Raw genomic sequence first — 11,827 nt, forward strand, 5'->3', positions numbered from 1 at the left:
TTGAGGTAATTAATGGGTGTTCAATTCTTGTTATCTATCATTGCATTCGACAGGCTCGAGTTCCGTGTCCTTAGGATCGCGGGTATGCGACAGATTAAGTTCAGCGTCGTCATCCTGAGTGTCGTTATCGTCTTGGGCTTCATTGAGTGCTTTTTCTAGCAGCATTTTATCCAGTTGTTTGCTGGTATCGACCCCGAGCTGCTGCATTAAATGAGCTTGACGCACTAGGTTGCCTTTGCCCGATGACAGCTTGTTCATTGCGCTGTGATAGGTTTTTTCTGCATTATCTAAGGCGCGGCCGAGTTTTTCCATGTCTTCAATATAACCACATAACTTGTCGTAAATTCGACCCGCTTGTTTTGCAATGGTTTGTGCGTGTTGATTTTGATATTCGTAGCGCCAAATATTGTTAATTGTGCGCAGGGCCACCAACAAATTCGTTGGACTAACGAGCATGATATTCTGCTCAAGGGCAAAATTGACTAGGCTAGGATCATGCTCCAATGCCAGTAAAAATGCCGGTTCGATAGGAATAAACATCAACACATAATCGAGACTCTTAAGCCCGTGCAGATGTTGATAATCTTTTTGACTTAAGCCTTTAATGTGACTGCGAATGGAAATGACATGCTCGTTAATCGCCTGTTGGCGCAGTGCCGGATCTTCACTGTTGAAGTAGCGCTCATAACTAACCAACGACATCTTAGCATCGATGACCACATCCTTATTTTCTGGCAGATGCACAATCACATCCGGCTTAAAGCGTTTACCGCTATCATCCTTGAGATCTTGCTGAGTATGGTATTCATGGCCTTCACGTAGGCCGCTTTCTTGCAGTACGCGATCGAGGATCACTTCACCCCAATTACCTTGTTGCTTGTTATCGCCCTTGAGCGCTTTGGTCAGGTTGATGGCATCTTGGCTCATCTTCAGATTGAGATCCCGCAGGTGCTCAAGCTGATGTTTAAGGGCGCTGCGCTCGGATTGTTCGTGGGTGTAGGATTCACGAATTTGCTGTCTGAATCCTTCTAGCTGTTGTTTTAATGGCCCAAGTACGCCTTCGAGTTGGCTGGCATTTTGGTGCTTAAAGTTTTCGCTACGTTCTTCAAAAATACGGTTTGCGAGGTTTTCAAATTGGGTTTGTAAACGCACTTCGGCCGATTCTAAGCTGGCAATTTTATCCTGCAGCGATTCTTGCTGGGCATCGGCCTTGGCTTGAATGGTTTGCTGCATGGCATTGGATTTCGACAGGGCTAATTGGATCTCTAACTGACGGCGCTGGCTATCATTTAATTGCTGCTCTAAGGTGGGAACGCGTTCGGCTAAGGCCTCGGCTTTGCCCAGTTGTTCAATTTTGAGCTCAAGGCGTTGCTGGTATTGACGTAATTGCGCTTCTTTGTCATCGACCAAAATTTGCTGTTGTGCTAAGGATAATTCTGCATCTTCATTTACTTGACGCATTTCTTGCTCAAGTTGGTCTTTGTGTAGTTGCCAGCGTTGGCGGGTGAGTTTTTGATTGAGCAGAGCACCGATCAACAGGCCTAAGAAGGCAATGGCGAGAAGGCCGATGATTTCGGCGACAGAAAAAGATTGAGAAAATGGCATGATCAATAGCACTCCTTTAGCTTTGGCGCTTAGGTTCGCATGCCCCCCAACAGGCTTCAAGCCCTTTAATCAACTATATCTGCGCTTAATGCTTGAATGAGCAAGTCTTATACGTTTAAGGTGAATTTATTCACGGGTGGAAAGTTTTTCTGGCTTTTACCTGTCTATATAAGAGTGAGCGATACAGAAGAGCGCCAGAGAAGGTTTTTATCGCGACTCGGTAGCTTTAATCATTGGATGGTAGAGGTGTCAATTGGCTAAACATTCCCGTTTTACCCCAGGTATTCTTAAAAAAGCGCAGTGGCACATGCAAGACAACCAAGTGACGCCCGAAGCGGTATTTCGCTCGCGTCGGCAAATTGTAAAAGCCATGGGACTCGGTGCTATCGGCGCCAGTGTGCCAGGTTACGTGCAGGCCGGATTATTCGATCTATTTGGCGATCAACCTAAGTCCTCATTTATCACTACGCCACTGACGTTTCAATCCAATAAGCAGTACGGTGACGCCGATGTGTTAACCCCGTTTGATAAAGTGACGCAGCATAATAATTTCTACGAATTTGGTACGGATAAGCAAGATCCCTTCAATAATGCCCAAGGCTTTAAAGTCGACCCTTGGCAACTGCGTATCGAAGGTGAAGTTGAACGGCCCATGACCTTAGATTTTAATGATCTGACTAAAATGTTCCCGCTTGAGGAGCGTAACTATCGCCTGCGCTGCGTTGAAGCTTGGTCTATGGTGATCCCTTGGGTGGGGTTCCCGCTGGCGGCGTTATTAAAAAAGGTTGGCGTCACCAGTAAGGGCAAGTATGTCGCCTTCGAAACCGCTTTTGATCCCGAGCAAATGCCGGGGCAGAAGAGCCGATTAATGGGCGGTGGTATTCATTATCCCTATGTTGAAGGCCTCACGATAGCCGAAGCAATGAACGATTTAACCTTAATGTCGGTAGGTTTGTACGGCAAAACCCTGCCACCGCAGAACGGCGCGCCCATTCGCTTAGTGGTGCCGTGGAAATACGGCTTTAAGAGCATTAAATCAATCGTGCGAATTCGCGTCATGGATAAACAACCGCCGACCAGCTGGAATCAGCTTGCCTCACACGAGTATGGATTTTATGCCAACGTTAATCCGGCGGTGGATCATCCACGCTGGTCGCAGGCCACTGAGCGTCGTATCGGCGAGGGGGGATTGTTTTCAGCAACCCGCATCGATACCCAGCCGTTCAACGGTTACGGCGAGTTTGTGGCTTCACTGTATGACGGCATGGATCTGAGGAAATACTATTGATGATTGGTTTGTTGTTTGGGGATTCGCCATTAAGCGGGGACAACCTATGTTGAGATTAACCGCTAAGCACTTGTTTTGGCTAAAAGCGTTATTTCATTTGTTGGGTTTAGTGCCCATCGTCTACCTTGTGCTCACTGTGGTGCTTGGCCGTGCGGGTGGCGATCCCGTGCAGCACATTATTCACTACACAGGCATAGGCGCATTAAATGCGCTAGCGGCGACCTTACTGATCTCACCGATTGCCAAGTTGACCAAGCAAGGGCTGTTGATGCAGACCCGCCGTTTAGTGGGGTTATATGTGTTTGCCTATGCCACTTTACATATCTTGGCCTTTTTTAGTTTAGATCTGTTGTTTGCTTGGGAATTACTGTTTAGTGAAGTGGTAAAACGGCCGTATATTTTAGTCGGCGCTGTGGCTTATCTTATCGTTTCCGCTTTGGCGATAACTTCGTTTAAAGCCTTGATGCGTAAGATGGGACGTCGTTGGCAAACCTTGCACTATGGGGTGTATTTAGTCGCTATATTGGCGCCAATCCATTTTTACTGGTCGGTAAAATCGGAAATCATCGAGCCAAGTCTGTATATCGTAGGTTTTAGTGTGTTGCTGCTGTGGCGCACGCCTTGGTTTAAACGTCATTTCAGCCGTAAAGTGGCGAACAAAACCGAGCGAAAGCTGACACAAGATAAAGCTTCGATAAAGTCGGTTTAGACGTATGGCGCGAGCAGTAAATCACTGGTTTTATTTGTTTTTCTTTGTGGATAACGTGAGATCTAAAGTATAAAAACAAAAATGCCGAATGAAGATCCGGCATTTTTCGCTGAATAAATAGTCTTGCTCAGCTATTTTTCTGGTTCAGTTGACAGGACTTAACCTAAACCTTGGGTCGCTGATTTCATTTGAATGAACTCAATTTTATAACCGTCTGGATCTTCAACAAACGCAATCTCAGTGGTACCACCTGCGACAGGACCAGGGGCGCGAGTCACTTTGCCACCGGCTGCGGCAATAGCAGCGCAACGGGCGTAGATATCTTCATCGCCAATCGCTAAGTGGCCAAAGCCTGTGCCTAAATCGTATTTGTCAGTGCCCCAGTTATAGGTTAGTTCAACCACGGCTTGGCCTGTGGATTCTTCACCGTAACCCACGAAAGCTAAAGAATATTTGTACTCTGGATTTTCAGAGGTGCGAAGTAGTTTCATGCCGAGCACTTCAGTATAAAAAGCAATACTGCGTTCTAAGTTACCGACGCGGATCATAGTATGTAATAGTTGCGACATAGGTCCTCTCTCTAAATAGATTACGGGGTGGAGTATACCAAAAATCCGTAGATGGACCTCGATAAATGTCTGCCATTGTTTTTACAGCGCTTGACCCAGATTAACGCTTAGGATAGGGAAATGATTGTCTGTAAGAGGAATTTTCAGGATTTAGAAGAGAAAATTGCCGATAAATTGGCTATCGCTCACAAAACACAGAGACAAACATGGGTTTTTATCACTGGGTTGATAATAATGTAGCCATACCAACTAGGAGAGTGAATGATGAACACCGAACTTAAAATGGCTTTAGGCACCACAGTTGTTATTGCTTTATTTTTCAGTGCGTTCTTTGTTTCAATGTTTTAACGACTAATACAAGTTTGAGTTAACCCAGTTCCAAGTTAAGCAAAAAAGCCGCTATTGCGGCTTTTTGTTTGTTTGAAATCCAGTCTAATCAATGTGAAAACAACACTGAAACGTCAATTTGCTCCACTCAGTTGATTCGAAGCTTATTCTTCAGGGTATATTTTTTCTTTAAAATCACACAAGTCTTCAATGATACAACTACCACAGCGGGGTTTGCGCGCGAGGCAAGTGTAGCGTCCGTGCAGGATAAACCAGTGGTGCACATCGACTTTAAATTCCGCCGGCACGACTTTTAGCATTTTCTCTTCCACTTCGACTACGTTCTTGCCGGGCGCGAATTTAGTGCGATTAGCGAGGCGGAAAATATGGGTGTCGACGGCGATGGTTGGCCAACCAAACGCAGTGTTTAGTACCACGTTAGCCGTCTTGCGGCCAACGCCGGGCAGAGACTCTAGGGCCTCTCGGTTTTCTGGTACTTCGCCATTGTATTTCTCAATTAAGATCTCACAGGCTTTGATCACATTGATGGCTTTGTTGTTATATAAGCCTATGGTTTTTATGTATTGCTTTAAACCTTCTACGCCAAGGGCATAAATGCTGTGGGCTGTGTTTGCCACAGGAAAGAGCTTGTCTGTTGCCTTGTTGACGCTCACATCTGTTGCTTGGGCCGATAACGTCACTGCCACTAGCAGTTCGAAGGGACTTGAAAAATTGAGTTCGGTTTCAGGTTTGGGATTGTTATCGCGAAGACGAGTGAGGATCTGGATACGTTTTTCTTGATTCATGTACGATTCCTGCGCTGTGGTGGGGTTCAACTCTCAACCGCTCATTATTAATATCCTATTAATGATGATTGATGAGTTTACAACCCACGTTCGCTGATTTTCTTATGCTTTGAGTTTTGCCGCTCATCATGTGCTAGGCACACATTAAACGCGTTAACACGAGCGCCATAATGCCTGTCGTTACTTGAAAGCCTAACCTACCTTAGTGATCCGTGCGCGGGTAACGCTCGGCTCTGCGGCGACTTGAGGTTGGCGTTCTTTGACTTTTTTATCAATCACATTTTTCAATGCGATCAATAATCCCATCACAATAAATGCACCGGGTGGCAGCATAGCAAGGAGAAATGGGGTATCGACTTGCCATAGATGCATGGTTAACGATTTAGCCCATGGGCCGAGCAGTTGATCCGCACCATCAAACAGTGTGCCTTGACCTAAGATTTCCCGCGTTGCGCCCAGCACTGTAAGCACTAAAGTAAAACCAAGGCCCATCATTAGACCATCGAAGGCGGCACTAAACGCATTATTACGCGAGGCAAAGGCTTCGGCGCGGCCGATGATGATGCAGTTCGTCACAATTAATGGCAGGAAGATCCCAAGGGATAAATACAGGCCGTAGGCATAGGCATTAATGAGCAGTTGCACTGTGGTGACTAGCGCGGCGATGATCATCACAAACACAGGAATACGAATTTCTTTGGGCACATAGTCGCGCACCAGTGACACCAAAATGTTAGAGCCAATCAGCACCAGCATAGTGGCTAGACCAAGGCCAAGGGCGTTAGTGATCGTTGCAGTAACCGCGAGTAGCGGACATAAACCTAACAGTTGCACTAGGCCTGGGTTGTTTTTCCACAGTCCTTGCCACGCAATTTCGCGATAATTAGTCATGGTTGGCCTCACAATTTAGCGGCTGGCTGAAAATTTGTGCTTGGTTAGTGCTGAAATACCATACCGCGTTTTTGACTGCTTTAACATAAGCGCGCGGGGTAATGGTTGCACCGGTAAATTGGTCAAAATCGCCGCCATCTTTTTTAACTAACCATTGCTTATCATCTGCAGAGCCCAACACTTTACCAACAAACTGAGTGACCCAATTCGATTTACGTAGTTCAATTTTGTCACCCAGCCCAGGGGTTTCTTGATGGGACAAGGTACGTACGCCTAAGACTTCACCTTGGATATTAATCCCAACAATTAATTTGATATTACCGCTATAGCCATCGGGTGCTATGGCTTCCATGGCGATAGCGACAGGCTTGCCTGCATGGGTAGCAATATAGGCCGGCATTGGACTATCCGTGCCTAATGCTTCTTTGTTTAATAGCAAGGTACACTGAGCGGTAAGCTCGTTATCATGTATTTCATCAGGGATTAATTGTTGCAATACTCGCATCAATTCCTGTTGTTCTTGCTGCTTAATCTTGTCAAAGGTTTGTTGATTGACCGCGGCGACGAGACCCGTGCAAATCAAGGCAAACAGCGCCAATAAAAAACCATTTTTAATCATCGGATTTTTCAACTCTTTTTCCTTAAGCTCTCGTTGCCAGCAGAATGACATTATCTTGTAGCATGACTGTAGTCCGCCCAATGGCCTTAGCTAGCTGAATGACCATAGGTGCGTGGCCGCACATAGTAGTCAATAAAGGGAGCGCAGAGGTTAGCCAATAACACAGCAAAGGCAAAGGCGTCAGGGTAACCGCCTTTAATGCGGATGATATACACCAACACACCAATTAACGCGCCGAAGATAATACGACCACGGGGGCTGGTTGCTGCTGTGACGGGATCGGTTGCGATAAAAAATGCCGCTAACATGGTCGCGCCAGAAAACAAATGTAATAGGGGACTGCCTTGGGTATCGGGCGACAGTAAGAAACCGATACTCGATGCAACAAAGAGCCCCAATAACACGCCAGTACTGATGTGCCAACGAATGGCTTTCAGTTTAAGTAACACTAAACCGCCAGCCAGATAAGCTAAATTCACCCAGAACCAACCTACGCCTGTGCTGCCATCAAAAATGGCTTTAGTCAGGCTTTCAGTGGTGGTTAATCCTAGGGATAAATCGGTTTTAAGGGTATCGAGTGGCGTCGCCATTGCGATGCCATCTATCCCTAAACGAAACTGTTCCAAGTTAACGTGGGCGCCAATGTTGAAGATAAGTTGCAAGCTCTCAGCTAGGCTAGGCGAATGCAGCGCAACGGTACTCGGTGCTATCCAAGTGGTCATTTGCACTGGGAATGAGATTAACAGCAATACATACGCCGCCATTGCAGGGTTAAACAGGTTATGGCCTAAACCGCCGTAAAGGTGCTTAACGATAACGATCGCAAAGGCGGTGCCCATCACTATCATCCACCAAGGTGCTAGGGGAGGAATGGCGACACCAATCAAGATTGCGGTCAGCATGGCGCTGTTATCGCTAAGGCTGGCTTTGATATCACGATTGCGAAGTTTCATCACCGCGGCCTCACAGCTTAGGGCAACAAGAATCGCAAGCAACACTTGAACAAGCGTGCCCCAGCCAAAAAAGGCGCATTGCACCACAAGGCCCGGCAGTAAACATAAAATCACCCTTTGCATCACAGTTGAGGTATGCAAATTACGTGTGACATGGGGTGATGAGGCTATTTTAAACGCCATTGTGTTCCCTTTTTATCATTCTGTTCTTAATCATTAGCAACACTTGAATCGCTCGAAGCTTCGGTTTGTTGAGCGAGTGCCGCTTTTTTGGCTTTTGCCTTGGCGATGGTCGCAGCAATCCGTGCTTTTTTAAGCTCATCGCCTGATAAGGCTGCCGTTTCAGTGGGTTCTGCAATTTGTTCTGCGGATGGTAAAACGGCTTCGGGTTTAGCTGCGACGGCGTCAAGTGCTGCTATCGACGGCGATGCCACGTTAGCTTTAGTTTGAATGTCGTCAACGGACTCTATTTCAGACTCAGTTTTAGACTCAGCTGCTGATGCCGCAGCTATTTTCTTCGCTTTAGCACGAGCAACAGCGGCGGCCACTTTGGCCTTTTTAATCGCTTCAGCGTCGTTAACGTCAGTAGCGGCTGCTTCTGTATCATCATTCACATCTGCTTGAACGCTAGCTGCGGAATCAACTGCTGGAGTCGCGGTCTGAGTTAAATCATTGTCAGCATTTGTCTCAACTTGCTGCGCGGCTTTTTTCGCTTTAGCACGGGCAACCGCGGCGGCTACTTTGGCTTTCTTAATCGCTTCTGAATCATTAACGTCACTAACGCTAACATCACTAACGCTAACATCACTAACGCTAACGTCAGTATTGCTAACTTCAATATCACTAGCGGCGGTTTCTGCTTGCTGCGCCGCTTTCTTGGCTTTTGCCCGCGCGACTGCGGCAGCCACTTTGGCCTTTTTATCATCGGCAGCGCTGGCTTCTGGTGTACTGTCAGCCTTTTCAGCCGTTTCAAGCGGCGCGGTATCGGCTTGCTGAGCCGCCTTTTTAGCTTTGGCGCGAGCAATGGCCGCGGCGACTTTGTCCTTCTGAGATAACGGCGCTTCTTGCGCGATTGCATCTGTTGCTAAGAAGGATTCATCACTGGCATCAACATTCACCACATTGTTTGTATCTGCACCATTTGTATCAGCACCATTGGCATTCACTTGGGCGGCTTTCTTCGCCTTAGCGCGGGCGATGGCTGCGGCAACTGCAGCTTTACCCTTGGGCGCGTCTGTCGTATCAGTGCTTGTTACGTTTGATGATTCTTCATTCGACAACTCTTCAGTTGCTGATTGTGCCGCTGCGGCTTTTTTCGCGGCGATCCGTGCCATGGCTTCGGCTACGGCATTTTTATCCGTGCCAGTCATAGTCGCTTGTCGGCGCTCTGCGGCTTCTTTGGCCTTAGCTTCACGGGCAAGCTTTTCTTCTTCAAGACGCGCTAAACGGGCATCAAAACGCTGTTTAGCGCGCTCCGCTTGCTGCTTCTCATCGGCGGCTTGTTTAAGTGCAGATTTGGCAATGCGGTAATACTCGACTAAGGGAATATCACTCGGGCAGACGTAACTACAACAACCGCATTCAATACAATCCTTTAGATTGTAACTGGCTGCTTTGTCATATTCTTCGGCCTTGGCGTGCCAAAAGAGTTGCTGTGGCAATAGGAGTGCAGGGCAGGCATTGGCGCATTCGCCGCAGCGGATACAGGCTTTTTCTTCTGGCGTAGTTCCTATTTCTTGGCTGCTTGGCACCAGAATACAGTTAGTACCTTTTAAAATAGGCACTTGGATATTCGCCAATGCATGGCCCATCATAGGCCCGCCAATAATCACCTTTTGTTCAGGCTCTGGCGTGAACTCAGTCGCAGCAAGCACATGCTCAACAGGTGTGCCTATCGGTAACCAGTAGTTCCCCGGTTTACCGACATTTTTGCCCGTCACAGTCACCACACGCTCAATCAGCGGTTTACCTTGGGTAACCGCTTGATGAATCGCAAAGGCAGTGCCGACGTTATGCACGACGATACCGAGTTTGGCGGGAATAGCGCCCGAGGGCACTTCGCGGCCAGTAATAATTTGAATTAACTGCTTTTCACCACCAGAAGGGTATTTAGTCGGAATGACGGTTACCCGAATGCTGTCCGCTGGGAGCCCACATTGGACGACTGCAGCTTGCATGGCTGTGGCCGCTTCTGGCTTATTATCTTCAATGGCGATAACAATGCGTTTTGGCGTTAATAACCGATGAATAATGCCAATACCGGCGAGGATATCTTGGCTGTATTCGCGCATTAATCTGTCATCTGCGCTGATATAAGGTTCGCACTCGACGCCGTTGATGATGACTAAATCAATTTCACTGACCGGATTAAGCTTAATATGAGTTGGAAACGCCGCGCCGCCCATGCCTGCAATGCCAGCAGCACGGATCTTATCGATCATCTGTTGATGGCTTAAATCATCAAGCTCATTTTGCACCAGCTCACACCAAGTGTCTTTGCCATCGGCTTGGATAACGCAGGTATTAACCGGCAATGCTGAGGCGTGGTTACTTGCCCTTGGCTCAATAGCAACGATAGTGCCTGATGTCGGCGCATGCACAGGTAAATGCCAAATGGAGGTGCCTTGCGTTAACGGCGTGCCTTTTAATACGCTATCGCCGATGTTTACCGCAAGTGTGCAATTTTCACCGACTTGAGGGATGGGCACTAAGTACGTATCGGCTAAGGGCAGTTGGCTAATCGGCGTCGTGTTCGAGAGGAATTTGACTTCGGGTGGATGTATACCACCGGGTGAGCGCCAAAGGGTTCCTTTATCTAATTGATCTAATAAAGTTAACACCGCTTTTCCTCTTCTAACTGTGGGTCTTGGTTCTGAATCTCTTTGATGAGAGTGTCTTGGATGAGAGTCACTGGGATGGCATTTAAACGCCAGTTCCAATTTTTAAGATTCTGGGTGACTGGGATCATATCAATACAATCGACGGGACAAGGCTCAACACAGAGATCGCAACCCGTGCAATCGGTTGTCAGCACAGTATGCATAAGCTTACCTGCACCGATAATCGCATCCACGGGGCAGGCTTGAATACACTTAGTGCAACCAATACATTCGTCTTCACGTATGTAGGCGACCTTTTTCACTTGAGATTGTGCTTCGGCATTCAGCGGCTCGGGCTCGACGCCCATCAGGGTCGCCAGTTTTTCCATGGTAGCAGTGCCGCCGGGAGGGCATTTGTTGACTTTATCACCGTTGGCAATCGCTTCAGCATAAGGGCGACAGCCAGGGTAACCACATTGGCCACATTGTGTTTGTGGCAGAATCGCTTCGAGTTCATCGACAATCGGATTGCCTTCAACCTTAAATTTAACGGCGGCAAAACCGAGTAATAGTCCAAAGACTAATGCCAATAGGGTCAACAATATGACTGCAATTAAAATTCCGGACATCTTACTTAACCAATCCTGTGAATCCCATAAAGGCGAGGGACATAAGACCTGCGGTGATCATCGCTATGGCGCCGCCTTTGAAAGGTAAGGGGACATCTGCGGCAGCTAAACGTTCGCGCATCGCCGAGAAGAGAATTAACACTAATGAGAAGCCTAACGCAGCACCAAAGCCATAGATAGCCGATTGGATAAAATCGTGCTTCTCGTTAACGTTCAATAGGGCAACACCCAACACAGCACAGTTCGTTGTGATCAGCGGCAGGTAAATGCCTAAAGCCCGATGCAGTGCAGCACTGGTTTTTTGCACCACCATTTCAGTAAATTGCACCACAACCGCAATCACTAAAATGAAGCTCATGGTTCGCAGGTAGCTCAGATCAAAGGGCAATAGTAGATACTGGTTGACGAGGTAACTGAGAATAGAGGCTAACGTCAGCACAAAAGTGGTCGCCATAGACATGCCAATAGCGGACTCCAGTTTACTGGAGACCCCCATGAAAGGACACAAGCCTAAGAATTTCACTAAAACGAAATTGTTGACCAGTACTGTACTGATCAACAAGAGGAGATATTCAGTCATCTCAATACTTTTCTAAACGGATCTTGGCCGTA

At 47.3% G+C, this 11,827-nt stretch carries 11 protein-coding genes; 2 read left to right on the forward strand and 9 right to left on the reverse strand.

Features of this window, described 5'->3' with window-relative positions; all coding sequences use genetic code 11:
• Positions 1-30: 30 nt before the first annotated feature.
• The gene (gene rmuC, locus AAA952_RS09430) at positions 31-1,605 is read right to left on the reverse strand and encodes a DNA recombination protein RmuC (RefSeq protein WP_338256413.1); all 1,575 of its coding nucleotides are present in this window, start codon (positions 1,603-1,605) and stop codon (positions 31-33) included.
• 253 nt (positions 1,606-1,858) lie between these two features.
• Here rmuC and msrP point away from each other — a divergent pair, with 253 nt between their 5' ends.
• The gene (gene msrP / locus AAA952_RS09435; protein WP_028760022.1) at positions 1,859-2,893 is read left to right on the forward strand and encodes a protein-methionine-sulfoxide reductase catalytic subunit MsrP; all 1,035 of its coding nucleotides are present in this window, start codon (positions 1,859-1,861) and stop codon (positions 2,891-2,893) included.
• Positions 2,894-2,939: 46 nt separating this feature from the next.
• The gene (msrQ, locus tag AAA952_RS09440) at positions 2,940-3,602 is read left to right on the forward strand and encodes a protein-methionine-sulfoxide reductase heme-binding subunit MsrQ (RefSeq protein WP_113939639.1); all 663 of its coding nucleotides are present in this window, start codon (positions 2,940-2,942) and stop codon (positions 3,600-3,602) included.
• A 158-nt stretch (positions 3,603-3,760) separates the two neighbouring features.
• On the opposite strand, the gene gloA is transcribed toward msrQ, so the two are convergent.
• From gloA to rsxA, 8 genes are all read right to left on the reverse strand, one after another.
• Complete coding sequence (gene gloA, locus AAA952_RS09445) at positions 3,761-4,171, reverse strand: lactoylglutathione lyase (RefSeq protein WP_006087315.1); 411 nt, start codon at positions 4,169-4,171, stop codon at positions 3,761-3,763.
• A 491-nt stretch (positions 4,172-4,662) separates the two neighbouring features.
• Positions 4,663-5,304: an endonuclease III gene (nth, locus tag AAA952_RS09450; protein ID WP_113939645.1), complete on the reverse strand. Its 642-nt coding sequence runs from the start codon at positions 5,302-5,304 to the stop codon at positions 4,663-4,665.
• Positions 5,305-5,496: 192 nt separating this feature from the next.
• Entirely contained in the window at positions 5,497-6,195 is a 699-nt protein-coding gene (locus tag AAA952_RS09455) for an electron transport complex subunit E (RefSeq protein WP_028760019.1), read from the reverse strand.
• Positions 6,188-6,826, reverse strand: a complete 639-nt coding sequence (rsxG, locus tag AAA952_RS09460; RefSeq protein ID WP_105252444.1) for an electron transport complex subunit RsxG — start codon at positions 6,824-6,826, stop codon at positions 6,188-6,190. Before rsxG ends, AAA952_RS09455 begins: the two co-directional genes overlap by 8 nt.
• Before the next feature lie 74 nt (positions 6,827-6,900).
• Positions 6,901-7,950 (reverse strand): electron transport complex subunit RsxD, encoded by a 1,050-nt coding sequence (gene rsxD / locus AAA952_RS09465; protein ID WP_263203801.1) that lies wholly within the window; start codon positions 7,948-7,950, stop codon positions 6,901-6,903.
• Positions 7,951-7,976: 26 nt separating this feature from the next.
• On the reverse strand, positions 7,977-10,607 hold the full coding sequence (gene rsxC / locus AAA952_RS09470) for an electron transport complex subunit RsxC (RefSeq protein ID WP_338256422.1): 2,631 nt from the start codon (positions 10,605-10,607) through the stop codon (positions 7,977-7,979).
• Complete coding sequence (gene rsxB / locus AAA952_RS09475) at positions 10,601-11,215, reverse strand: electron transport complex subunit RsxB (protein WP_028760015.1); 615 nt, start codon at positions 11,213-11,215, stop codon at positions 10,601-10,603. The genes rsxC and rsxB overlap by 7 nt, the downstream gene beginning before the upstream one ends.
• Position 11,216: 1 nt before the next feature.
• Complete coding sequence (gene rsxA / locus AAA952_RS09480; RefSeq protein WP_006081543.1) at positions 11,217-11,795, reverse strand: electron transport complex subunit RsxA; 579 nt, start codon at positions 11,793-11,795, stop codon at positions 11,217-11,219.
• Positions 11,796-11,827: the final 32 nt, after the last annotated feature.

It is taken from the genome of Shewanella sp. M-Br, assembly GCF_036245925.1.
Lineage (GTDB): Bacteria > Pseudomonadota > Gammaproteobacteria > Enterobacterales > Shewanellaceae > Shewanella > Shewanella oncorhynchi.

Coding starts and splice junctions, on each gene's coding strand:
- rmuC (WP_338256413.1), bottom strand. CDS start 1,605: ATGCCATTTTCTCAATCTTTTTCTGTCGCCGAAATCATCGGCCTTCTC.
- msrQ (WP_113939639.1), top strand. CDS start 2,940: ATGTTGAGATTAACCGCTAAGCACTTGTTTTGGCTAAAAGCGTTATTT.
- gloA (WP_006087315.1), bottom strand. CDS start 4,171: ATGTCGCAACTATTACATACTATGATCCGCGTCGGTAACTTAGAACGC.
- nth (WP_113939645.1), bottom strand. CDS start 5,304: ATGAATCAAGAAAAACGTATCCAGATCCTCACTCGTCTTCGCGATAAC.
- AAA952_RS09455 (WP_028760019.1), bottom strand. CDS start 6,195: ATGACTAATTATCGCGAAATTGCGTGGCAAGGACTGTGGAAAAACAAC.
- rsxD (WP_263203801.1), bottom strand. CDS start 7,950: ATGGCGTTTAAAATAGCCTCATCACCCCATGTCACACGTAATTTGCAT.
- rsxB (WP_028760015.1), bottom strand. CDS start 11,215: ATGTCCGGAATTTTAATTGCAGTCATATTGTTGACCCTATTGGCATTA.
- rsxA (WP_006081543.1), bottom strand. CDS start 11,795: ATGACTGAATATCTCCTCTTGTTGATCAGTACAGTACTGGTCAACAAT.